Origin of the sequence: Colwellia sp. E2M01 (assembly GCF_018860585.1) — a bacterium.
Taxonomy (GTDB): domain Bacteria; phylum Pseudomonadota; class Gammaproteobacteria; order Enterobacterales; family Alteromonadaceae; genus Colwellia.
On the sequence record NZ_JAHKPR010000010.1, the window covers coordinates 195,054 to 219,256 of the forward strand.

21 protein-coding genes are annotated in these 24,203 nt (G+C 34.8%); 13 read left to right on the plus strand and 8 right to left on the minus strand.

What is annotated here, in order from left to right:
• The first annotated feature begins 239 nt into the window (after positions 1-239).
• Complete coding sequence (gene cysB, locus KO502_RS01610) at positions 240-1,214, plus strand: HTH-type transcriptional regulator CysB (RefSeq protein WP_216020802.1); 975 nt, start codon at positions 240-242, stop codon at positions 1,212-1,214.
• Between the two features lie 267 nt (positions 1,215-1,481).
• A complete protein-coding gene (locus tag KO502_RS01615) occupies positions 1,482-2,324 on the plus strand; it encodes an HDOD domain-containing protein (RefSeq protein WP_216020803.1) in 843 nt (280 codons plus the stop codon).
• Positions 2,325-2,447: 123 nt separating this feature from the next.
• On the opposite strand, the gene rdgC is transcribed toward KO502_RS01615, so the two are convergent.
• Together rdgC and KO502_RS01625 are read right to left on the minus strand one after the other, a co-directional pair.
• Positions 2,448-3,371 carry a recombination-associated protein RdgC gene (gene rdgC, locus KO502_RS01620; protein WP_216020804.1) on the minus strand — a complete coding sequence of 308 codons (924 nt, stop codon included), beginning with the start codon at positions 3,369-3,371 and terminating at the stop codon, positions 2,448-2,450.
• Between the two features lie 98 nt (positions 3,372-3,469).
• Positions 3,470-5,212, minus strand: a complete 1,743-nt coding sequence (locus tag KO502_RS01625; RefSeq protein WP_216020805.1) for an ATP-binding protein — start codon at positions 5,210-5,212, stop codon at positions 3,470-3,472.
• Positions 5,213-5,749: 537 nt separating this feature from the next.
• Between KO502_RS01625 and KO502_RS01630 the strand changes: the two genes are divergently transcribed.
• From KO502_RS01630 to KO502_RS01680, 11 genes are all read left to right on the plus strand, one after another.
• Positions 5,750-6,775, plus strand: coding sequence for a porin (locus KO502_RS01630; RefSeq protein ID WP_216020806.1), 1,026 nt, complete (start codon positions 5,750-5,752; stop codon positions 6,773-6,775).
• A gap of 229 nt (positions 6,776-7,004) precedes the next feature.
• Entirely contained in the window at positions 7,005-7,712 is a 708-nt protein-coding gene (gene phoB / locus KO502_RS01635) for a phosphate regulon transcriptional regulator PhoB (RefSeq protein WP_216020807.1), read from the plus strand.
• Between the two features lie 35 nt (positions 7,713-7,747).
• Positions 7,748-9,052 (plus strand): phosphate regulon sensor histidine kinase PhoR, encoded by a 1,305-nt coding sequence (gene phoR, locus KO502_RS01640; RefSeq protein ID WP_216020808.1) that lies wholly within the window; start codon positions 7,748-7,750, stop codon positions 9,050-9,052.
• A gap of 200 nt (positions 9,053-9,252) precedes the next feature.
• Positions 9,253-10,233, plus strand: coding sequence for a phosphate ABC transporter substrate-binding protein PstS family protein (locus KO502_RS01645; protein ID WP_216020809.1), 981 nt, complete (start codon positions 9,253-9,255; stop codon positions 10,231-10,233).
• A gap of 242 nt (positions 10,234-10,475) precedes the next feature.
• Entirely contained in the window at positions 10,476-11,405 is a 930-nt protein-coding gene (ispH, locus tag KO502_RS01650; RefSeq protein WP_216020810.1) for a 4-hydroxy-3-methylbut-2-enyl diphosphate reductase, read from the plus strand.
• Positions 11,406-11,926: 521 nt separating this feature from the next.
• Complete coding sequence (gene pilV, locus KO502_RS01655; protein ID WP_216020811.1) at positions 11,927-12,487, plus strand: type IV pilus modification protein PilV; 561 nt, start codon at positions 11,927-11,929, stop codon at positions 12,485-12,487.
• Positions 12,488-12,510: 23 nt separating this feature from the next.
• The gene (locus KO502_RS01660) at positions 12,511-13,527 is read left to right on the plus strand and encodes a PilW family protein (RefSeq protein WP_216020812.1); all 1,017 of its coding nucleotides are present in this window, start codon (positions 12,511-12,513) and stop codon (positions 13,525-13,527) included.
• Positions 13,528-13,537: 10 nt separating this feature from the next.
• A complete protein-coding gene (locus tag KO502_RS01665) occupies positions 13,538-14,041 on the plus strand; it encodes a PilX N-terminal domain-containing pilus assembly protein (RefSeq protein ID WP_216020813.1) in 504 nt (167 codons plus the stop codon).
• A 64-nt stretch (positions 14,042-14,105) separates the two neighbouring features.
• Complete coding sequence (locus KO502_RS01670) at positions 14,106-17,714, plus strand: PilC/PilY family type IV pilus protein (RefSeq protein ID WP_216020814.1); 3,609 nt, start codon at positions 14,106-14,108, stop codon at positions 17,712-17,714.
• A gap of 3 nt (positions 17,715-17,717) precedes the next feature.
• Entirely contained in the window at positions 17,718-18,152 is a 435-nt protein-coding gene (locus tag KO502_RS01675) for a type IV pilin protein (protein WP_289846761.1), read from the plus strand.
• Position 18,153: 1 nt separating this feature from the next.
• Positions 18,154-18,498 (plus strand): TapY2 family type IVa secretion system protein, encoded by a 345-nt coding sequence (locus KO502_RS01680; protein ID WP_216020815.1) that lies wholly within the window; start codon positions 18,154-18,156, stop codon positions 18,496-18,498.
• An 85-nt stretch (positions 18,499-18,583) separates the two neighbouring features.
• Here the strand turns inward: KO502_RS01680 and KO502_RS01685 are convergent, their stop codons facing one another.
• From KO502_RS01685 to KO502_RS01710, 6 genes are all read right to left on the minus strand, one after another.
• The gene (locus KO502_RS01685; RefSeq protein ID WP_216020816.1) at positions 18,584-19,237 is read right to left on the minus strand and encodes a GspH/FimT family pseudopilin; all 654 of its coding nucleotides are present in this window, start codon (positions 19,235-19,237) and stop codon (positions 18,584-18,586) included.
• Between the two features lie 124 nt (positions 19,238-19,361).
• The gene (locus KO502_RS01690; protein WP_216020817.1) at positions 19,362-20,537 is read right to left on the minus strand and encodes a chorismate mutase; all 1,176 of its coding nucleotides are present in this window, start codon (positions 20,535-20,537) and stop codon (positions 19,362-19,364) included.
• A 201-nt stretch (positions 20,538-20,738) separates the two neighbouring features.
• On the minus strand, positions 20,739-21,461 hold the full coding sequence (locus tag KO502_RS01695; RefSeq protein WP_216020818.1) for an LrgB family protein: 723 nt from the start codon (positions 21,459-21,461) through the stop codon (positions 20,739-20,741).
• Positions 21,454-21,840 (minus strand): CidA/LrgA family protein, encoded by a 387-nt coding sequence (locus KO502_RS01700; protein WP_216020819.1) that lies wholly within the window; start codon positions 21,838-21,840, stop codon positions 21,454-21,456. Before KO502_RS01700 ends, KO502_RS01695 begins: the two co-directional genes overlap by 8 nt.
• A 6-nt stretch (positions 21,841-21,846) precedes the next feature.
• Entirely contained in the window at positions 21,847-22,794 is a 948-nt protein-coding gene (locus KO502_RS01705) for a LysR family transcriptional regulator (RefSeq protein ID WP_216020820.1), read from the minus strand.
• Positions 22,795-23,254: 460 nt separating this feature from the next.
• Positions 23,255-24,043 carry a DUF481 domain-containing protein gene (locus KO502_RS01710; protein ID WP_216020821.1) on the minus strand — a complete coding sequence of 263 codons (789 nt, stop codon included), beginning with the start codon at positions 24,041-24,043 and terminating at the stop codon, positions 23,255-23,257.
• Positions 24,044-24,203 lie beyond the last annotated feature (160 nt).

The window sequence follows — 24,203 nt, forward strand, 5'->3', positions numbered from 1 at the left end:
GGCAGTCTACAAAAAATGCCATGTTTAGCATAGGATTAGTTATACATTTGCCTGAGAAAGTATAACTAACGAAGATATACACGTTAAGTATAAAAGATATTTATAAAAGTAGTGGGCTTTATTTTAAAAAATATAATGGAATAAACTAATGATTAAGTATATTATTTTGCTATAAGGAAGTAAAAATATTAACTCTATTTTTATATTGAGAAGCTTTCTCAATACAACTAGGTATTTACATGAAATTGCAGCAACTGCGTTATATCGTTGAAGTATTGAATAATAATTTAAATGTTTCTGCAACGGCAGACAGTCTGTTTACTTCTCAGCCAGGTATTTCTAAACAAGTACGAATGCTTGAAGATGAGTTAGGCATCCAAATTTTTGGTCGTAGTGGTAAACATTTAACGCATGTAACCGAAGCAGGCCAAAATGTAATTAATATAGCAACAGAAATATTATCAAAGGTTGAAGGTATTAAAGCTGTTGCTCGCGAGCATACACAGCCTGACGAAGGAAGACTGAGAATTGCGACCACGCATACTCAAGCTCGTTATGCTTTACCTGATGTTATTCAAGGGTTTATCAAGAAATACAATAAAGTTTCATTGCATATGTCACAAGGCACTCCTGCACAAATAAGTGATGCTGCAGCAAAAGGCGATGCAGACTTTGCCATTGCCACAGAATCATTACATCTCTATAACGACTTGGTTATGCTTCCTTGTTATCACTGGAACCGTAGCATTATAGTTCGACCTGATCATCCCTTAGCTAAAAAACAAAACATTACGATATCTGATATTGCTCAATATTCATTAGTCACTTATGTTTTTGGTTTTACAGGTCGTTCAGATCTTGATGCCGCTTTTGATACGGCAGGTGCGAAACCCAAAATAGCGTTTACAGCAACCGATGCTGATGTTATTAAAACTTATGTACGATTAGGCGTTGGTGTTGGTGTTATTGCTTCTATGGCAATAGATGAGCGCATAGATAGTGACCTTGTCGTGATTGATGCAAGCCATTTATTTAAAGCAAGCACCACTAAAATAGGTTTTAGAAGAGGTAGTTTCTTACGTGCTTATATGTATGACTTTATTGAACGTTTTGCTCCACACTTAACTAAAGATATTGTAACTCGTGCTATGTTATTAAAAAACAATCATGAGGTTGATGAGTTTCTAGCCGATATTAAACTGCCAACTCGTTAATGTTAAATTGCTGAACGAGGTACTGGCTTTCCTCACTGTAATCACTATACCTCGTTTTTAAATACATAAATCTTGTGTTGAGTAGCTCTTTTTTCATACATGATAAGTAGCGAGTTATTACTGTGTTAAATAAATAACAGGTAAATAGGTTCAATTTTTATCTACAACTACTTTGGCTATTATATTGAAAAATAGAAATAAATATGACTCTTTAATTTTAAATTGTGCTACTTTTAATAGCGAGTAATACAAAATAAAGGTGGATTTATGGCAACTGAAAATGCCTTGTATACGATTTTGGTTGAAAAAATTAAGCAAGATACCCTTGTACTCCCGACATTACCTGAAGTCGCGCTAAAAGTAAGAAGTGCTACTGACGATCCGGATATAAATTTACACAGTATGAGTGATATTATTTCTCAAGATCCTGCTTTATCTTTAGGTATAATAAAAGTTGCTAATAGCGCTCTTTTAGGTCGAAGTATAAAAGTAGCAACTGTAGCGCAAGCTGTTACTCGTATAGGGTTAAGGCAAATTAAAAGTATTGCTACTGCAATGGCTATTGAGCAAGTATTTGTTTCAAATAATGATGTTGTAACTATGTATATGAAAAAAGCATGGTCTAAAACGATTGATATTGCCTCTGTTGCAATAACGCTAATGGATTTTTATTTAAAAGAGAATAAGCGCACATCGCTCACCCTAGATAATATTACCCTAGCGGCTTTAATTCATAATATTGGTGTTTTACCTATATTGACTGAAGCTGAAAATCATCCTGACGTGTTTGCTAACCCGACATTTTTACAACAAGCAATAATTAAATTATCAGGTCGGATAGGAGGCGAAATAACACGAAGCTGGGGGTTTTCTGAAGAATTTACTGTTCTTGCTGAAGGATGGAGTGATCTTAGTATATTACCCAAAGAAGCGCATTATTTAGACTTTATTCGGGCAGGAGCTGTCTATCATAATGTTTTTAAAAGTGAGTCAACTAAAAAAGCCTTAATAAATAATTATGCTAAGAAAGGGGTTTTACCCGATATTGACTTTATGGAGTCAGATGAGTTTAAAGAGCAATGTGCTAACGTAAAAGCGATGTTTAGTTAGTTGATGTTCAGTTCGTGATTGTTGCTGACTGTTGAAAGTATGCAATAAACTTAAGTGGTAAATAAGTGCTCAGAATAAAGGGAGATATGATATCTCCCTTTTTAAATGATGAAATTCTAATGTTTAATCTTTCTCTAATGGGTCTGTTGTTTTCATCGAAAACTCTGCTAATAAATCAATAATAAAACGATTTAATTCGCCAGCCATTAGCGCAAAATCCGCATCTAATTTAGCAATAACGTCGTCACTATCAATATCATCATTTTGTTCATGGATAACATCAAAAAACTTTACGCGTTTAATTGCTAAGTCATCACATAAAATAAAGGATAAAGACTCATCCCACTCTAGTGCAACTTTAACAACGTATTTGTCGGCATCAAGATGAGATTGGATCTCTTCACCAATTAAATCTTGATTTTTCACTCTAACAATTGCGCCATCATCACCTAATGCATTAAATTCAGCTTCCATACCTAAAGTAAATTTGTCACCTAAATTACGTTTATTTAACCAATCTGTCATGGTTTCATCAACACAAATGTCAGGATCAAAACTAGTTACTGGTAGTGTACCGATAACTTTACGTAATAAGGCTAATAAATCTTCTGCTTTGCCACGAGAGCTTGAGTTAATAACAATAATATTATTAACAGGACTAATATATGCGTGCGTGTCGGTGATTCGTGAAAAAGCACGAGGCAGTAATTCAAAAGTAATATCTTCTTTAAATTGTTCTTTTTCTTTTTTAGTTGCGCTGCGACCTTGCTCTTGCTCTAGTAAGCTTACTTTTTCTTCGATCATGTCTTTAATAACAGAAGCGGGTAGCATTTTCTCTTCTTTACGAGCACAAATTAAGAAGTTTCCGTTAGCGCTATGAACACTGGTATCGCCATGCTTACCTAATGCATTTACCCAACCAAAATGTGATAATTCTGTTGAGCCTAAAGGGGTAAAAAGGTGTTCTGATAAGTGTTTTTCTAACTCTTCCTCACTTAATTCAAACGGGCGAGTAAAAGCAAAAAAGTATAGGTTTTTAAACCACATAAGTAAATCCTAGGCTGATATGTGAATATTTTGCCGTTATCATACCCCAATTTTGTGCTTTACACAGTAGCTTTTAAAAGTGGTTTTTATTGTCGTGATTAGCTATAACGCATATCAGGAAAAGTAATACGATAGCTTAACCCTTCACCAGGATTAGAATAAGCTTCAATAGAGCCGTTAAGTGTATCAATAACAAGGTTTTGAATAATATGTGTACCTAAGCCAGTATTACCTGTATCTGCTTTAGTGGTGTAAAAAGGAATAAATAATTTTTCAAGTTGCTCAGGAGATACTCCTACCCCATTGTCTTGATATAGCATTACTAACCTTTGCTCTTCCGCAATCATTTTAATTGTGATAATACCTCGATTTATATCAGCAAAACCATGTGTAATAGAGTTGATGATTAAATTAATTATTATTTGCGCGATAGCACCAGGGTGCGAGTAAATCTCGATATGAGGATCACAGTCTATTTTTATATGGTGATTTGTTTTCTTTAACTTAGGATGAATAGACTGAATAATTTCATCTATATATTTACCAATGCTTATTAATCTTACTTTATCATTGGTTTGATCAACCGCAACTTGTTTGAAGCTTGTTATTAACTCTGCTGCTCTTTCTAAATTATTCATTAATAACGCAACACTTCGCTGCGCATTGTCGATAAAAGTATTAATAGTTCGCTTAGATAATTTTTGGTCGTTAATATCTTGTTGGAGTTTATTGAGAATATCTGCAAGGTAACTTATCGAAGTAATACTAATACCGATAGGTGTATTTATTTCATGAGAAACTTCGGCACTGAGCTGACCTAAAGAAGACATTTTTTCAGCTTCAAGTAACCTGTCTTGTGCTTTACTTAGTTCCAAAATAGAGCTTTTAAGATCTTTGTTGGTGGTAATCAAGGTGTTTTCTGTTTGACTACGACGTTTATTTTCATCTTCCAGTTGACGTTGTTGGAGCAGCATTTCTTTTTGCTGAACTTCCATACGTAATAAAGTACTACTTAATGTTGAGGTTTTTCTCGCAACTTCTTGTTCAAGTAATAAATTTTGTTCATCTAATTTATCATTTGCTAAACTTGTTTCACGTTGTGAGAAAGCAAGCTTATCTTTAAACTCTATTAACTCGTCAATGAGATCGTTATAAGCGTCTTCTAGTACGTTTAATTCATTGGTTTCGTTGCTCATTCTATGAAATTTCGACGCATCAGGATCGCGTAAGTCAAGTTGCTTCATCTGGTTAGTAAGGGCTTGTAGTGGCTCTGTTAATAACTTAGTAAAAGCTAATGAAAATAAGAGAATGAGAAAGGCTGTTTTAACAACGGCATTACCAATTAAAAAATAAATACCTACTTCTATACGACTAAAAATAACGTCATTACTTGATAATAAAGTAACGGTGCCCACCGTTGTCGTACGACCCGAAAACTCAAATATTAATGGAAAAGAGTGACCAAATAAGCCTTCACTTATAGAGCTTATTTGGTAGTGCTCACCATCACCTTTTTGTAACTCTTCAAGGGGTTGGCTGAGAACTTCACCGAGTTGAGTAATAACATTTTGTGCTTCGTCAGTTACTGTAATCCCTTTTATCATAGGAATAGCAATTAACCCTTCGGAAATATCAATAGCTTGTTGTGTGTTTAACTCCCAAACAGCACGAGTTAAGCTACCACTGATAGTTTTTTGTAAAGTAAGTAGTTCGCTATTAATATGGCTTTTGGTATTAAAATATTCAGCAATGATCTGAACGCCAGTAACACTGATCGTTAAAATAAAATAAACAGAAAGAACTTTTGATAGCAATTTACGCGATATGCTGGTTATTTTCATTTCAATTATCTTTTAGGTGATTTATAGGAAACTATTGTTAATTCTAGCTAATCATTCATAAAATGCGCGATAATAAAATATTTAGTCTAAAAAATATAATACACCTATACTCGTTATTATTTAAAGTGCAGAATTTTCAGTGGAACTTAAAGTGCCTTGTAAGCAAAGAAAATAATAGCAGCATAGTTAACCTGATTTCGGTTCAATAAACCTTTCTCTAGCGGTTATTTTCTCTACTTTCATCGTTAAACTTCCTTGAAAGTTAAGAAACTATCAAGTTGGTGTGTTAGATGAAAATAATATTATAAATAATTTCAATAAGTTAAAGGGTTTTAAACCGAGTTCAGGTCAATTAGTCTATATTTTAATTTATAACCTATAATAGTGTTTTAGTAACGATCGCCTATATTAATGTGACAAAAAAAAGTATTTTTTATTACATTAATGTTTCAAATGTAATGAATTAGTCTTAAATGAGTTGTAGAATCTACCTCCATAAGTTTCTATCACTATTAAACCTTACCTTTAGGGATCTCTATGAAAATGAATAAAAGCAGTGTTGCAATAATGATATCTTCTTTGTTAACAATGTCTTCTTTTGCTGCCGAGCAAGTTACTGCAAACATTCAAGAACCAAAATCAGTTAATGATTTCTATGGTAAATTAAATATATCATTACAAATAAATGATGAAGAAGGCGAATCTTTTAATTCATTAAATAGTAATTCTTCTCGTGTTGGAGTTAAAGGTAAGTATTATTTAGAAAATGGTCTAACAGCTATTTATAAACTTGAATGGCAAGTTAATGTTAATGATGACAGCAAAGACTCATTAACTGCGCGTAATCAGTGGGTTGGCTTTCAAGGTGATTTTGGTGAAATTACCGTGGGTCGTTCAGATACCACGTTAAAAGTGTCGCAAGGTAAGTTTGATTTATTTAATGATTATGAAGGGGATTTAAAGCACCTTTTTATTGGTGAAAATCGTGAAACAGATGCCATTACATACAAGTCACCGGTGTATAAAAACATTCAATTATTAACGAGTTATATAATTTCAGATGATGCTGATGAAAGTGATCCTTATTCCATTGGCATTCTGTTTGGTGATTTAAATTTAAAGAAGACTGATTTTTATTTTTCAATTGCTCATGATGAAAATATGCCGGCTAAATATCAAGGCGTTGATAATTTAGGTGAGGCTATAAGTGGTACAAAACCATTAGCAAATACCCGTATTACCGGTATGTATAAGTTTGATGCTTTACAAGTAGGCGCTATGTTTGTTGATACTGAAGTAGTTGAAAGTGGTAAATCAGAAACGGGTTACGTTGGTAATATTGCGTATGACTTTGGTGATATTATCGCAAAATTACAATATCAAGATTTTGCTGGAGCCGGCTCACTTAGTGTAGGTGCAGATTATATGTTAGGTAAAAATACGAAAGTTTTTGCGTGGTATACGGACCGTGAAGGAAATGAATTAACGACAACCGATGGAAGCACATACCAATTAGCAAGTGAAGGGCAATATTTTGCTATAGGGATGGAACAAAAATTTTAGCTCAACTTGATTACAATAAATAGCTAAAACCACAATAAGCCGTGAATCATATAAAGATTAACGGCTTTTTTTATTTGATAACTTGCTAAAGTGCTACCGTTACAGGATAATTTTATTCTTGTCATAAAACTGTCACTTAACTTCTGCACAATAAGCTATCACGTGAGAACTGTTGATAAATGGTATGAAAATAGAACTCACCAGTTAGTCATATTATTAGGATGTAAAAATGAGCCGTAAAATTTTAGTGGTTGAGGATGAAACACCGATCAGAGAAATGATCACCTTTGTATTAGATCAAAATGGTTTTAATGCGATTGAAGCTTGTGACATTGAAGATGCGTTAACTAAAGTTAATGAGCCGTACCCTGATTTAATTTTACTTGATTGGATGTTACCTGGTGGCACAGGGGTTTCATTAGCTAAGAAACTTAAGCAGAATGAATACACCCGAAATATCCCTATTATTATGCTTACTGCTCGAAGCGATGAAGATGATAAAGTTAAAGGTTTCGAAGCGGGCGTAGACGACTATGTAACTAAGCCTTTCTCTCCAAAAGAGTTAATTGCTCGCATTAAAGCGGTTATTCGTCGTGTTTCGCCAACGTCTCTTGAAGAAGAAGTTGATTTTCATGGGCTTAAGCTTGATCCTGTTGCTCATCGCGTAGCAATTAACGGTAATAGCTTAGATTTAGGTCCAACAGAGTTCCGCTTACTACATTTTTTTATGACTCATCCAGAAAGAGTTTATTCGCGTGAACAGTTACTTGATAATGTTTGGGGTACTAATATTTACGTTGAAGATAGAACTGTTGATGTTCATATAAGACGTTTACGAAAAGCTATTTCAGGTGAAGGGCACGAAGACTTTGTACAAACTGTTCGTGGTGCAGGTTACCGTTTTTCAAGTAAATTAAAAAAAGTTAGTTCGCAATAATTTGCTCTTAGCTGTTGGAAAGTAATCAAATAAGCATGCACTTTCGTTTATCTCTAAAACATATTATTTATCGCTTGTTGGCTATTTTACTAACAAGCGCTACAGTTGGTTGGCTATTTGGTTATATTTTATTAACCATGTTAGTCACCAGTCTTGTATTACTTCTTTGGAATTACCATCACCTTTATAAATTAATTACTTGGCTGTTGCAGTCTAAGTCCCTTTCTCCACCTCAATCTGAAGGTGTATGGGGCTATTTATATGATGGCTTATATCATCAAATAAAACAGCAACGAAATAAGCAAAAATTACTGAATGAAAAAATTCGCCGTTTTCGCGATGGTGCTGAAGCACTACCCGACGCCGCTTTAATGTTATCTCGCGAGTTAACTATTGAATGGAGTAATAAAAAAGCGCAACGTTTATTAGGTGTTAGATGGCCTGATGATTATGGGCAACGCATCGATAACTTATTACGTGCGCCAGAGTTTGCTGATTATTTAGCAATTGAAAACTTTGATTCGCCATGTTTACTCATATCACCTATGCATTCAGATATGCACCTTGAAATTAGAATCATGGCTTATGGTAGTGATCATGTTTTATTATTAGCTCGAGATATTTCTAATATTCAACGTTTAGAAAATATGCGACGAGACTTTGTTGCAAATGTTTCACATGAACTAAAAACACCATTAACCGTTGTGCGCGGCTATGTTGAAATGATTCAGGCGTCAGAAGATGCATTTGATCCCCTTTGGCAAAAAGCATTTCAAACGATAGAAGGGCAAGTCTCTCGTATGGATCGCTTGGTCGAGCAATTACTAAACTTAGCGAAAGTAGAAAATAATAGTGCAGAGGATAAGCAAAGCGTTAATATGCCGCATTTAATCCAGACCTTAGTTGATGAAGTTACCTGGTTAAACCAAGAGAAAAATCATCAAATAAAGTTAACTATTTCCACAAATTTTTGTGTTTTGGGTTTTGAAACTGAATTAAAAAGCGCTTGTGCTAATTTATTATCTAACGCTATTGCTTATACTCCTGCAAATGGTTGTATTGATGTTAGTTGGAGCATGATGGGCAACAAAGCTGTTTTTTCAGTAAAAGATAATGGCGATGGTATTAAACCTGAACATGTAAACCGTTTAACCGAGCGCTTTTATCGAATTGATCGTTCGCGCTCAAGAGACACTGGTGGATCCGGCTTAGGACTTGCCATCGTTAAGCATGTATTACACCATCATCAAGCTGAACTAATCATTAACAGCCACTGGGGACAAGGAAGTGAGTTCTCCATTCACTTTGACCCTAGTACTCTCACAAAGCCTCAGGGTTAATTATTCTAATATATTAAATAGCGTGTTTATACGATATTTTATCTTTATTATTAATGACTTATCTTGGTTTTTTATTGTTATAAATCAGTAGGCAATAGCTTCTTCTAGTCATAATTCTGTAATAAATAAGACGTATAATTGTCATATTAAGTTCGTATAGTGTACACAATTAAATAATTCAAGCTCTTATAGGAAACATCATGAGTATTAAGAAAGTTATAACTTCAATCGGTTTATCAAGCGTGATTAGTTTATCAAGTATGATCAGCTCGTCAGCTTTTGCCTTAGATGAAAACTTACCAGAATATAAAAAAGTAAGTGGTATTTCTGGCAATGTATCTTCGGTAGGCTCTGATACCTTAGCAAATATGATGACCTTTTGGGCTGAAGATTTTAAACGTGTTTACCCTAATGTTAATGTACAAATTCAAGCAGCTGGCTCATCTACAGCGCCACCAGCGTTGACTGAGGCTACTTCTAACCTAGGCCCTATGAGCCGAAAAATGAAATCGAGAGAAATTGAAGCATTTCAAAAAAGATACGGCTACAAACCAACAGCAGTAAGAGTTGCTATTGATGCCTTGGCTGTATTTGTTCATAAAGACAATCCTCTAGAGGGATTAAACATTGAACAAGTTGATGCAATTTTTTCAATAAACCGCAAATGTGGCGGAGCTAAAGATATTGACCGTTGGGGTGATTTGAACTTAACAGGCGAGTGGACAGGCAAAGATATACAGTTATATGGTCGCAACTCAGTATCAGGTACTTATGGATACTATAAGAAAAAAGCTTTATGTAAAGGTGATTTTAAAAATAGTGTAAACGAGCAACCAGGATCAGCATCAGTTGTTCAATCTGTTTCAGCATCACTTAACAGTATAGGTTACTCAGGTATAGGTTACCGTACTTCTGGAGTACGTGCTTTACCACTAGCCAAAAAAGGTGATAAATATATTGAAGCATCAACGGAAAATGCTGTTTCAGGTGATTACCCATTATCACGTTACCTATATGTATATGTTAACAAGCACCCAAATAAACCACTTTCACCAATGGAAGCTGAATTTATAAAATTAATGCTGTCTAAGTCAGGACAGGGCATTGTAGAAAAAGACGGTTATATTCCATTACCAAGTTCAGTAGTACAAAAAGAGTTTAAAAAGCTGGGTTTACTGTAACTTAAAAAATAATAAACTTAAAAAAGGCGAGCTTATACTAGAGCTCGCCTTTTTTAGTTATAACTACCTTCTTTAATCTTGCGTTAATAAAAGCTTACATTTACAGTTTTTAGATTAAATGAAAGTGATACCGTCACTAAGTATTCCTCTTCAAAACAACATTTATTAAAATATATATAATTAATTCATTTCATTGATATAATGCAATTCAGCTTATTTTATTGCTTATTTGAAGGAAAGGTATGGAAATTATTTTAGCAAACCCTCGTGGTTTTTGTGCGGGTGTTGATCGAGCTATCAGTATTGTTGAACGTGCTTTAGATTTATTTGGCGCGCCTATCTATGTTCGTCATGAAGTTGTACATAATAAGTTTGTGGTTGATGGCTTAAAAGAGCGTGGAGCCATTTTTGTTGACGAGCTCGACGAAGTGCCAGACGATAATACCGTTATTTTTAGTGCGCATGGGGTATCTAAAGCCGTTAGAGAAAAAGCGAAAGACCGAGCGCTAAAAGTTTTTGATGCTACGTGCCCATTAGTCACTAAAGTGCACATGGAAGTCTCTCGTATTAGCCGAAAAAATATTGAATGTATTCTTATTGGTCATGCTGGGCATCCAGAAGTTGAAGGCACTATGGGCCAGTATAGTAGTGAGTCAGCAGGTATTTACTTAGTTGAATCACCAGAAGATGTAGAAAAATTAGTCGTTAAAAATCCCGAAAAGCTGTATTTTTGTAGTCAAACAACCTTATCTGTCGATGACACTATGGATGTTATCGATAGTCTTCGTATTAAATTCCCTTTAATTGAAGGCCCCCGTAAAGATGATATTTGCTATGCAACACAAAATAGACAAGATGCGGTACGTGAAATAGCTGATAAAGTAGATCTTATGTTAGTAGTAGGTGCAAAAAACAGCTCTAATTCCAACCGTTTAAAAGAACTCGCCAGTAAAATAGGCGTTACTTCATACTTAATCGATACTGCTGACAACATTGAACCTACTTGGTTAACAGGTGTTGATAAAGTAGGAGTTACTGCAGGAGCATCTGCACCGGCAGTATTGATAAAACAAGTTGTGGAAGCACTAAAAAACTATGGGGGTCATGAGGTTACCGAACACCCAGGAAAAGAAGAAAATATCGTATTTGCAGTACCTGTAGAATTGCGCTAATGTTTACTGTTAAGTAAATCAACTTTAAGTGTTAACAATTTGTTGCAACTATATGTATCAAAGTGTTAATGTACAGTTGTCGGTTTATTTGTATTACTAAGGGTATTATAAAATAATATCACTAGGGTCGTGAGTAGTAGCTGTACACATTAAAATAATAATGAAGTATATTAAACTACTCTGATGAGTTGTGTTGGCTTGTGCGTATTTTTCAGCATAACTAATTAATAGCCATATGACTTTATGGTGGGGGTAGTAATGATGCAATTTACACACAATAAAAATGAATATTACCTGCTTAAGGTAAGGTTAACCTATCTTAGTTTTTTGACGAAAAAATATTCTCCTCTTCAATCGTCACGTCAATATTTATCGAGTAACTCTCAATTAGTAACATTATTTTTGATAGTACGTTTTTTTTTGCTAGTTCATATGATTTCTATTTATTATATAAGTAGCGAAATTTTATTATCCCATAATTCTTTTGCCCTACTCATCAATCATAAATAAGTGGAGTTTTCATGAATAATAATTCGATCCCATTTCGCAGTAAGAGTAATCAGCGGGGGATGACATTTCTTGAAGTGTTAGTAGCAGTAGTTATTATAGTATCAGGTATTTTAGGTGCAGTTGCTATGCAAGCTACCGCAAAACAAGCAAGTTTTGATGCTATGCAAAGGTCTTTAGCTTCAGGGTTAGCACAGGATATTATTGCTCGTATTAGAGCTAATAATCCTGGTGATTTAGCTGCATACGCAGCAAGTGATTATGGGGATATATTGGACGATGAGCCTGATAACCGGTGTCATAAAGAAGATAACCCATGTGATTCTGTCGAGCTAGCAGCAAATGATATATATGAATGGGAGCTTTCTTTAGTTGGTGGAGATGTTATTTTTGGGTCACAAAATAAAGGTGGTCTCGTTGGTGGTCAAGGTTGTATTTTTCAAAATGGTAACGCTCTAACTGTGGTTGTTAGCTGGCAAGGTAGAAACGAAATTAATGATAATAAGAAAAGTGATAATTGTGGCACTAAAGGTAACAAAAGACGTCAAGTCGTTGTTCAAGCATTTATTATTTAAAGTTTTATAGTAATGAGTTAAATATGAATAATCAAAAGATTAAGTTTGTAAACTATAAAGTAAAAGGTTTTACCATTGTTGAGTTAATGATTTCATTATCGGTTGGCTTAATTCTTTTTGCTGGTGTAATGACTATTTTTGTTGGGATGCGAACAACCACAGCTGAAACTTCTAATTATGGAGAACTACAGGAAAACGGACGATTTGCTATCAACATTCTAACAGAGGACTTACTTAGACAAAACTTTTGGGGAGACCTTTCTGGGACGTTGAGTTCTAGTCACTTAATTATAACACCAGCAGCGCCTATAAATGATTGCGTAGGAGGGGGAGTTAATAATAGCACATTCCCGAAAGCTATAGGTCCATTTAGAACTTTATGGGGAGAGACTGTTGTCGCAGGTAAATTAGATCCTTTAGGATGTTTTAGTTCCCCTGCAGGAACAAAAACGATGATTGATTCAGACATTCTTCAATTGAAACGTGTTATAGGTAACCCCGTCGTGGCTGCTCAACCGGATGATTTTTACTTTATTGCTAATACTGATGATGCTGGTATTTATACAACAGACGATGCAACCCCTATTATTAATAACGCACGAATATGGCAATATCAACATCATGTTTACTATGTACGAGAAAGAACTGTTGGGAAAGATACTATTCCTGTTTTGATGCAAGGGAGGCTAGCTAACTCTAGTATGGATTTTTCCCCAATCATTGATGGAATTGAAAGAATTCGTTTTATGTACGGAATAGATACGGATACTGATTCAAACTCACCTGGATACGGTATTGTTAATGCGTATGTTTCTGCCGAAAATATGACTCAATCATTATGGGAAAATGCATGGGGAACAAGAATTCTCGCCGTAAAAATTTTTGTCTTAGCTCGAAGTACTGTAGCAGATAATAAGTATACAAATACTAATACATACCGCTTGGGTAAAGACTATTCTTACACGGTTAACGATAACTATCGGCGTTTACTTTTTAGCACCACGGTAACTTTATACAATAGTACTGTAGAGGCATTTTAAAGGAACATATATGAAAAAAATATTTAATTTTCCTTCTCCAAGAAGAAATCAAAAAGGTGTTGTCTTAATTGTATCACTTGTTTTTCTTGTTGCGTTAACAGCTGTTGCTGCAGCATTAATGCAAAACAGTACAGTTGATATGAAAATGTCAGGGGCAAGTGAAGAAAAAACAATTGCACTACAAGAAGTTATAAGTGCGGTAGATGAAGTGATTTTTAATCAGGTTACAGCTGCTGAGAATCGATTTTCACGGCCAGTAACCGGCGAGGATAACTTCCCTATCGTTAACCAAGGTGTCTTATTACCAGGAACCTCCACTCAAGCTAATGCTAGGGTTGATGTTGTAAGGAACGGATATAATTTAGATAAAGATTGTCCTCGAATGAAACCTGCCTCATCGGTAGGACAGTTCGGGTGTAGCCTTTTAAGAGTGACAGTTGATAGAGATTATGGCCGAACAGGCTTAAGTAATATTTCAACTGAATCAGGTATTGCACAACAATTATTAAAATAAAGCAGGCGTTGGAGCTTAAATTCTATTTTAAGATCACCTACCTGAAAATATTTTGGAGAATCACATGAACTTGTTAACGGAAATCAAATATACAACTAATAATATGGGGGGGATTTTTTATAGTATTATAGTTAGCTTTATACTTCTCTTTTCAGCGTCTATCTTAGCTGAAGATATTGACCTTTATATTAGTGAGAGTATTAAGCAGACTCAAACACGCCCTAAAGTTCTTTTGATTTTTGATAATTCAGGCAGCATGTCTACAAAAGAAAACTTTAAACCATCATATGATCCAAAACATAATTACAGTGCTCTAACAGGTTACAGTAAGCTTAGTGATGATTATATTTATTATGGTAAAGGTGATTCAGCTGTTGATGTACCTATTCCAGATAGTCCAACAGAAACGCGTCGTTTTTTAAGTGCTATTAATGGCTGTCAAACAGCAGTAGATTCTTTAAAAAACTATGGTCTTTATACCGGCCGAATTCGTGAGTACACATTTCAGGGTAATTCAGGGCGATGGACTGAGATTCCAGAAGAATCCGGTGAAAGTATACAAGTTATAGATTGTGAAGATGATGTAACAACAAATAATCTTAATAATGCAAAAATGAAAGTCAGTACTCTTGGTAATACTGTTACCAACTTACCAACCCCTCAAAGCGGATTACCTATTGACGGAGAAGGAACAAAAACTTTACCTCAATTACATACATCAGTACCTGAAGACTCAAATGTTTCATGGAGTGGTCCTTATGTAACGCTATATAGCGCTAATTACTTACGCTGGCAACAGAATGAGAATATTGAAACGAAGAAAAGAGAACGTCTTGCAGTAGCTAAAGAAAGTGTCACAACACTAATTAGAACAACGCCTAATATTGATTTTGGATTACAGGTTTTTAACCGTAATGTTGACTCAAAAAACAGTGGAGGACGTATTGCTCGTGGCATAGAAGCTTCAACAACTAACTCAATCAATGATTTATTAACAAAAATAGAGGATGAGATAGGTAGCGATACTAATACGCCTTTATGTGAAACACTTTATGAAGCTAGTCGTTATTTTGGTGGTATTTCTGTTGATTACGGTGATAATGATTACTCTGGAAGCTACTATAATGAAAAACCCCTTAGAGATACTAGTGTAGAAGATGGAGGGGTGTATATAAGTCCATTTACTTCATGTTCAGATAAGGTTTATGTGATCTACCTCACCGATGGAGTTCCAGTTAGTGATGGTGATGCAGATGAGAAAGTTAAAACAAGAACAGCAGGTAGTCTGACTCCGATAACATATAGTGATAAATTTGAATGGAAAAAGAATAATAGAAGTTATTTACCTGCAATGGCGGGTTGGATGAATACTAATGATATAAACCTAAGTCTTGATGGAAGACAAACAGCTTCAACTTATACTATTGGTTTTAGTAAAGGGGCTGAAGATGCAGAGTCATTACTAAAAGAAACAGCTAAAAGGGGAGGTGGGCAGTATTATTTTGCAGAAGATAGCGCCACATTAACTGCAGCTTTAACTAACGTATTAGCTAACCTACAGCCAAGTAATGAAACATTGACTTCTGCATCTGTAGCTTCTAATAACTTTGATAGAACGCAAACTTTAGATTCTGTGTATTATGCTATGTTCAAGCCAGACAGAGGGCCTAGGTGGCAAGGGAATTTAAAAAAATATAAAATCATAGATGGCGTACAAACTGGAGCTAATGAGATTGCTGCAATTAACTCAGAATCAGGACACTTTTCAAGTGAAGTACAAAGTTATTGGTCTAGCACTGTTGATGGTGATGATGTAGAGCAAGGTGGCGTTGCTGAAACGTTGAGAGAAATGAAAAATCGAGTCATTAAAAGTGACTTAGGCGCTAATAATGGTTTAGTTGATTTAAAATACAGTGATGCAACAAGTAGTTATGTTTTTAAAACTCCTTCATCGTTAGCATTAGCGTTAGATGTAAATAATGATGAATCTACCATTAAAGAAGTTTTAGATTGGGTTAATGGTAAAGATGTTGATGATGAAGATGGCGATAATATTACTACTGGTGAAAATAGAAGTGATATTTTTGGTGACCCCTTACATTCTAAACCTATAGTTATTAATTATGGTGATGATAATGTTTATATTGTGGTTGGTACAAATCATGGCGTCGTTCATATGTTTAAGGATGACGATCTTAATAATTCTATTGAGGAAACCTGGGCTTTTATGCCTAAAGAATTTCTCTCTAATATTAAAGGATTACGAACTAACTTTACATCGGCAGATAAAATATATGGTGTAGATGGAGCTATTACTTCTCATATAACCGATCATAATGGTAATGGTGAAGTTGATCGCGGTGACGGTGATAAAGTTTGGTTGTTTTTTGGTTATCGACGTGGGGGTAGTAATTATTATGCAATGGATGTTTCTGACCCTAACAATCCTTCTGTAATGTGGACAATCATTGGTGGTAGTAAAAGTGAAGCTGGTGACTTTACTAATTTAGGTCAAACATGGTCGCAACCTAAAGTAGCATACTCTAAATTAAATATAGTTAGTGGTGAGCCTAAGCCCGTATTAATTTTTGGGGGGGGCTATGATGAATCCAAAGATGCAAACACTATTGGAGATATAGATGATGTAGGTAATGCTATTTACATGGTTGATGCCGAAACCGGCGTTTTAAAATGGAGTTTAGCACCTGATGGAAATACTAAGTTTGATGGTACTGATAGTATTCCTGCAAGTATTGCTACACTAGACAGTGACTCTGATGGATTAGTTGATCGCCTTTATGCTGGTGATACTGGGGGCAACCTTTGGCGAGTTGATATGCCTAGTGCTGATATAAGTGAATTTTCGGTCTTTAGATTAGCTAGTTTAGGGAGCGAAATTACAGATTCAGAAGACAGGCGATTTTTTAGTGAGCCTTCCATCGTTCGTACCTATATTACAGAAACAATAGACACGAAACAATTAGGCGAAGATAATAAATCTATTATCGTACAACAAGAAATTCCTTATGATGCTATTTTAATTGGTAGTGGTGATAAGACTGACCCTTTAGGTAAGGATACTCAAGATACATTCTTTATGATTAAGGATATAAATATTAGAACAAAGCAGTTTACAAGTACTAGTACCCCAGCAATGCCATTAGTTCCGATCACTATAAATGATTTGGCCGACTATACTGATAACCCATTTGAAGAAACATTAACTTCACAAGAAAAAGAAGCCTTATCTCTCTCTGTAAGTTTACAGTCGGGCTGGTTTATTGACTTAGAGCAATCAGGAGAAAAAACTACTGCTTCGGCTATTGTAATTAATAATATAGTTTACTTTACTACTTACACGCCACCAGAATTAGGGGTTCAATCTGTCAGTTGTGACTTACCTAATGGACAAGGTTGGTTGTATGCAGTCGATTTATCATTAGGAACTAGCAAATATAACTGGGCCTCCGAAGATTCTAAAAATAGAGATGACCGAATCGCTTTTATTAGCGAACAATTTTTAGGCTCTCCGACCTTAGTCGTAACACAAACAAAAGATCCGGATACAGATGAACTTGAAGTAGATGGAAATTTAATAGTAGGACGAAAAATGATAGATGCGAACTTTAATCCACAGATGATCAGGACTTACCTGTATGTAACTGAGGAGTAATTGATGGATACTATTAATTTAATTAAACCTCCTTTTCAATGGAAAGCAATGAAAGGCTTTACGTTGATAGAGTTAATGATTACAGTTGCAATTGTCGGGATTTTGGCTTCGATTGCTTATCCTTCATATACTGACTATGTTACAAGCTCTAATAGAACAGAAGCATTAAGAGAGCTTGTACGGATAGCTAATTTACAGGAACAGTTTTTTGTTGATAGTAGAGCGTATACGGCAGATTTAAGTAATTTAAATGTTGGCAAGTCGGCTGTTTATGAAACACCGAGTAAACATTATAAAATTTCATCAGTAGTTGTAGGAAGTACGTTTACATTGACGGCTAATGCTCAAGGTATTCAGAAAAAAAATGATGCAGGCTGTATAGCTATTGCATTAACTGATACTGGAAGTAAGTCACCATTAACTTGTTGGGATTTATGATATGAAAAATTTAATGATATTAACATCATGTGTCGTCTTAATAACTTTTAGCTCCTTCAACGTTATTGCTTTTTCACCAAATAATGAAGATAAAAAGAGCAATTCAAGCGAAAGATTAAGTGTAAAGTGTCATGTAACTTTGATTGATGGTAATGAAACTATATCGTTGTGGAGGCTTTCACCTGAAGAGTATTCAATATTGAAAGAGTCTGCTGTTGGAAAATATGTAACTCCACATAGTTCGAATAAAGAAGTAAAAATTTCTAAGGTGAATGAATGTGCTTTAGAGAGTGAAAAATTTACAGCCTTTAGTGCGAAACAACTGGATAAAAAATTACCAAGATAGTTACATATTCAAAAGCCGAATATTAATATATTACTTTGATATTAATATTCGGTACATACTCTTAGCCATTTCAATAATAATTATATTAATTACATACAATGTTTTTTCCTGCACGATCTTGATCTTTACCATCGCCATTTACGTCTGTGCTAAGGTAAGTTCTTCCTGCAAGTGATAAGTCTATTCCTCTAGAGTAATCATCATAACTTTTAGGACAATAATTAAAGGTACCTATAACAGTATTAATTAACTGGCCACTGGGAGAATAAGTTATACTATTACTCGTAGACGTAAATTGAAGCTTATCACCGGTTTTTATAGCTTCCTTTTCTTTTATTAAGTCATCTCCATTTATAGACGATACAACACCAATTCTACCTGTCCAATCATTCACGTCATTACAGGTGTCATCATTTTTTAATGGACATACCTCAACATTCGCGCCTGTATTAATGGCAGTATTACGTGCTGTTAGCAATAAGCGTTGTAAACTAACAACTTCATTATCAACTCTCATTTGCGCTAAAAACCCCCCTAAACTTGGTAATGCAATAGCTAGAGCAATGCCAGCTATAGTTATGGTTATCATTAATTCAATTAATGAAAAACCAATAACTTTATTTTTTATAATGTCTGCTTGTTTAAGGAAATGATGTCTGTGACTTATGAAGCTTACAGATGAAGGGATAGTTTTAAATTTATTGTTTGATGATGAGGTGTGTACAGGTTTTTTATGCATGTTATTTAGCCAGTTATATCACTTATCTAGACTTTATAACATTTTATATAAGTTCTCGCTAGAGTAATAAAGTAATATATAGAGTCAGTATTACACTATATATTACTAATATCATATTATTAACTTATAACTCAGTACTTGGCACACTAGTTGGGTTTATATGCTCAATAGGATAGCAACCTAATACTTTAATGAAGTTAGTATGAGGAGTAATGTCACTAATAGCTTCTTGTAACGCAAAACCTTTTAAATTAGCTTCTACGTCGATATAAAACATCTCTTCCCAAGGACGTCCTTGAATTGGACGAGACTCAAGTTTGCACATATTAATACCTTTGTCTTTTAGTACTAATAAGCATTCAACTAAAGCGCCCGCTTTTTGACCGGTTGATAAAATAATCGCGGTTTTAGCTGGAATTTGCTCAGCTACTTCAACGGGTTTTCTTGCTACCAGAATAAAGCGAGAGTGGTTTTCGGTTTGATTGGCTATAGACTGTTCTAACGCATGTAGTTTATATAAATGTCCGCCTTCTTCACTACCTATTACCGCAACTGTTTCATCTTGCAACTCAGTAACTCTTGCCATAGCATCAGCGGTACTATCACAATATTCAATACGGATACCGCTTTGCTTGTCTAAAAAGTTACTACATTGGGCAATAGGCTGACCATGCGCAAAAATAGTTTTAATTTTATCTAAGCTTGAATTAACCGCGGTTAATAAACAGTGCTTTATCGGTTGAGTTATTTCACCAACAATGGATAAATTGGTATGTTGTAGTAAGTCGTAAACCTCGTTAATACTACCTGAGCTTGTGTTTTCTACTGGCAGCATACCGTAATCAACTTGGCCTGATTCAACTTGCTGAAAAATATCGGAGAAATTTTGACAACCTGATTCAATGATTTTTTCTGCGCGACGCGAAAAATAACGATGACTTGCTAGATAACTGTATGAGCCTTTATCACCTAAAAAAGCAACACTTACCGTTGGCACTTGTAGATTTGGGTTAGCTAAACTTTGTAAATAAGCTTGTTGATTTAATACCGAGTCTTCGATAATTGTTTGAAATACACTGGTAACATAATGAGCGTCTAAACCGAGTGTTTTACCGTGTTTAATTAAACGGATCAATAGCTCTTGTTCACGTTGCTGATCACGAATAGGGCGAATTTGCTGAACTTTACTCTTTGCTACATTAAGTGTTAACGCACGGCGTTTGGCAAACAAGGCTAATAAATCTTGATCTAAAAGCGTTATTTCTTTGCGGATTTCGTTTAAGTCTAACTTTTCGCTCACAGGTGTACCTTTATATTTTTGTTGATGTCTTTATTGTATAGAGTTTCTTAAAGACGTTACTCTAGCTAGCTTAACAAAATTATGCCAACTATTCTTTGGACATTGTAATTCATTATCATACTTCAAAACACGGGTAATTATACTGTTTTGAATACTTAATATCGAGAATATCAAGTAATGCTGTGGTTAGTTTATGTACATTTAAATTAATATTTGTTGTAACAACGGTACTAACCAAGGGCTTATTAAAGCGGTAAGTAAAGCCGATATAATTAACGCAACCGAACTGTATGCGCCATGTTCTGCGCTAATTCGTACTAATACAGCCGTGCCTATTACATGACTAGCGCTGCCAATAGCCAAACCTTGTGATTTTGCTGATCTTACACCAATAAAATTCAGCCAAGTAGGACCAAGTAATCCGCCAAATAAACCGGCAAGCATAATGGCAAATGCAGTGATTGAACTATCACCAGAAAGTTGATCTGTTAAGGTGATGCCTATTGGTGTTGTTACTGATTTTAATGATAACGCTATGGCTATTTCAGGTGCTTTAATCAATAACATAGCAAAAAAGAAACTAATGCTGATCACTACAATAACACCTAGTGCTAAAATTGAGGTTATCTCACGCCAATGAAAACGTATTTGTTTAAATTGTTGATAAAGCGGATAACCTAACGCCACAATAGCAGGTTCTAGCATCATATTTAAAAAGTAAGTCGCTTGGCTATACTCTTGATAATTAATATCAAGCCAGAGTAATACAGGTACCAATATTAAAATAGTGATTAACATGGGATTTAACCATATTGATAACCACTTTTGTTGTAAACCAGCAGCAAATTGATAAACAGATATAGTAATAAATGTAACTAGTATACCCGCTAATATTGGGGAGTTGATAAGAAAGCTATCAATCATTTTTGCCCCCTGATGTTAGAGGTTTTTTTTGATAATACGGTTTAACTAAAAAGCGTTCACTCAGTAAACCAATTACGGTTATTAAAATAAAAGTGGTACCCAAAATAATACCTATTAATGCGATACCGTGCTGCTGAAGTAATTGAAAATGATTGATTATGCCAATAGCAGCAGGAACAAAGCAAACCCCCATATGTCGAATAAACCATTGGTTTGTTTTCGCCACTTTATCTGCGCTAAACCAATTAATCTGTAAAAATAAAGCATAAATAATCATGCCGTATAAGCTTGCAGGTAAGCCCGCTAAATAATGATTAGTAAGCTTACCGAGCAGTAAACTTATACTAATGGCAAAAAGGGTATAAAGCACATGGGTCATAACAGCTTACATGTTCTCCTGACATTTTTCTGCAGCGGCAACAACTAATTGTCTAAACCAAATATGGCTAGAATCATGATGAAGTAAAGGGCTCCAGATCATTTTTAACTCTATACCTGGAATATCAAAAGGCGGCTTCATGATGGTGTAATTGTTGTCATTTCTGTGTAAAAGCGCCGCTTTAGTGGGTAAAGTTGCAATTAGATCATCTTCATAGGCTATTTGCATAGCGACATGATAATTACGCGTAAAGACTTTTATGTCTCGCTTTTTGCCTAAACGAGCCAGTGCTTCATCAACCCAACCCAGCTTTTGAAAGTCTTTAGGATCCATACCGACACCGACGCCAAAGCCCGTTTTTGATACCCAAACGTGCTTTGCATTTAAGTAAGCATTTAAATTAAATTTTTTAATTAATGGGCTATCGGCACTTAATAAACAAGAGAAAGTATCTCGCCATATGGTTTTTTGATGAAATGATTGTGGAAGCTCATCAAAGCGGTTGATCGCCATGTCAATTTTACCGGCTTCAACATCATGAAATGTAACATCGCTTGGGGTCATTATGTCTAAGGTGACATTTGGCGCAACTTTATTAATTGCTTTTAATAAGGTAGGAATCAATGTTGATGCGGCATAATCGCTAGCCATTACTCTAAAAACACGATGACTATTTAATTCGTTAAACTCTTCCTCACCTTGTAATGCTTTTTCTAACTCAAGTAATATTTTGCCAATACTTGGCGCTAGTGAGCGAGCTCGCTCTGTTGGTACCATACCATCAGAAGTTCGTACTAATATAGGATCATTAAATAAGGTTCTTAAACGTTTTAAACCATTACTCATTGCAGGTTGGGTAATATTTAGTTGACTTGCAGCACGAGTAACATTTTTTTCTCGTAATAAAACATCCAAATAAACGAGTAAATTCAAATCGATTTTAGAAATATTCATATTGGTGACAACTCTGTTGGTAAATACGATCTAGATATGAATTAAAATAAGCAAGCTTACTTAAATTGATGAGAACCTCCAATTGGAATTCAAATATATCTAAAAATTTCATTCATAATGTGAATGGTGATTTATTTAATTATACATTTTAAGAATAAGGAAGTCATGAGGAATGTTGGTTGTGTGGCTAAATGAGTATGATTAAATTAATTGGTAAGTTAGATATAAGTTAGACATAAGTTATATAGCTGAATTGTTTTATAACTCTGTAGTGTTAAGCCCATTGTTAAGGCTTTAAATTCAGGAATTAATCGGTGTTTACTTTAACAAAAAAAAGCCCCGTATATTGATTTAACAAATATACGGGGATTTTATAATCACTGTCGGTTATTTCTTTGCTCAAATTAGTATTTGAAGCTGAAATAAAGTAATCGAACAGTAGTCATTTGAAGCTATAAAATTAGAAGCTATAAATTAATGTTGCTGATGTTTCAGTATTTGTGTTTTCAAAATCTTCCTCTACTTCTGTGTCGTAGTCTACACGGAAAGCAAATTTAAATTGTAATGAATCAATTAACTTAGTGGTTAATGATGTTTCAGATTTATAAGTACTATTTTTATCTGATTCTAATGCTTGCTTGGCAACAAAGTACTGTTTAAATTCTACAAAGTCATTGATTTGGTTAGTGTACAATGCTTGAGCTTGAATAATTGCAGCGGTTTCGCTGTCTTCTACTGTAGTAGGAGTTGCACGTAATACATCGTATTTGATACCCGGACCGATATCAGCAAAAAATGAACTTGTTTCGTTGTCTATCCAATGACGACCCCAACCAACTGAAGCAGATGTTTGGTATTTGAAACCGCTAAATTTGTCTTGTTCATAGTAAGCACTACCGTAAAGATAGTTTTTACCGTCTGCTTCAATAGAGTAGTTAGATTGACCGGTAATATCCCAACGGTTATCTGTAGTCTCAAAATCGTCTTCGCCAGTTGCAGCATTTTCTTGTTCGCTTTTTTTAGCAAGGGCACTAAATGCGACGGTATTTAACCATTGAGCTTCTTCATGTTTGACGTTTAAGCCAAGTTTTAAATCGCCACTTTTTGTATTACCGGTGGTATATAACATACCTAGTTCGGCTGAAACGGTCACTGAAGACTTTTCTTCAGTAGCTGCTTCTTCCGCCATGGCGTATTGACCTGATATAGGTAATAAAAGAAGTGCTGCAATAGCTATTTTAGATTTCATGTTTATCCTTAAAAGAGTGATTTTAAATGGTTGAAGTATTAATGCGCTAAATATGTCGCGATCCTATCAAATTTTTACTATACAGCCAATGTGTAACTGTTGTGTAAATGAAAAATAGCGTTAAATATGAGGATCAGACAGGTTTATACCAATTTGATTA

Coding starts and splice junctions, on each gene's coding strand:
- phoB (WP_216020807.1), top strand. CDS start 7,005: ATGAGCCGTAAAATTTTAGTGGTTGAGGATGAAACACCGATCAGAGAA.
- pilV (WP_216020811.1), top strand. CDS start 11,927: ATGAATAATAATTCGATCCCATTTCGCAGTAAGAGTAATCAGCGGGGG.
- KO502_RS01665 (WP_216020813.1), top strand. CDS start 13,538: ATGAAAAAAATATTTAATTTTCCTTCTCCAAGAAGAAATCAAAAAGGT.
- KO502_RS01695 (WP_216020818.1), bottom strand. CDS start 21,461: ATGATTGATAGCTTTCTTATCAACTCCCCAATATTAGCGGGTATACTA.
- KO502_RS01670 (WP_216020814.1), top strand. CDS start 14,106: ATGAACTTGTTAACGGAAATCAAATATACAACTAATAATATGGGGGGG.
- phoR (WP_216020808.1), top strand. CDS start 7,748: ATGCACTTTCGTTTATCTCTAAAACATATTATTTATCGCTTGTTGGCT.
- ispH (WP_216020810.1), top strand. CDS start 10,476: ATGGAAATTATTTTAGCAAACCCTCGTGGTTTTTGTGCGGGTGTTGAT.
- KO502_RS01625 (WP_216020805.1), bottom strand. CDS start 5,212: ATGAAAATAACCAGCATATCGCGTAAATTGCTATCAAAAGTTCTTTCT.
- KO502_RS01645 (WP_216020809.1), top strand. CDS start 9,253: ATGAGTATTAAGAAAGTTATAACTTCAATCGGTTTATCAAGCGTGATT.
- KO502_RS01680 (WP_216020815.1), top strand. CDS start 18,154: ATGAAAAATTTAATGATATTAACATCATGTGTCGTCTTAATAACTTTT.
- KO502_RS01615 (WP_216020803.1), top strand. CDS start 1,482: ATGGCAACTGAAAATGCCTTGTATACGATTTTGGTTGAAAAAATTAAG.
- KO502_RS01630 (WP_216020806.1), top strand. CDS start 5,750: ATGAAAATGAATAAAAGCAGTGTTGCAATAATGATATCTTCTTTGTTA.
- KO502_RS01660 (WP_216020812.1), top strand. CDS start 12,511: ATGAATAATCAAAAGATTAAGTTTGTAAACTATAAAGTAAAAGGTTTT.
- KO502_RS01710 (WP_216020821.1), bottom strand. CDS start 24,043: ATGAAATCTAAAATAGCTATTGCAGCACTTCTTTTATTACCTATATCA.
- KO502_RS01705 (WP_216020820.1), bottom strand. CDS start 22,794: ATGAATATTTCTAAAATCGATTTGAATTTACTCGTTTATTTGGATGTT.
- rdgC (WP_216020804.1), bottom strand. CDS start 3,371: ATGTGGTTTAAAAACCTATACTTTTTTGCTTTTACTCGCCCGTTTGAA.
- KO502_RS01675 (WP_289846761.1), top strand. CDS start 17,718: ATGGATACTATTAATTTAATTAAACCTCCTTTTCAATGGAAAGCAATG.
- KO502_RS01685 (WP_216020816.1), bottom strand. CDS start 19,237: ATGCATAAAAAACCTGTACACACCTCATCATCAAACAATAAATTTAAA.
- KO502_RS01700 (WP_216020819.1), bottom strand. CDS start 21,840: ATGACCCATGTGCTTTATACCCTTTTTGCCATTAGTATAAGTTTACTG.
- cysB (WP_216020802.1), top strand. CDS start 240: ATGAAATTGCAGCAACTGCGTTATATCGTTGAAGTATTGAATAATAAT.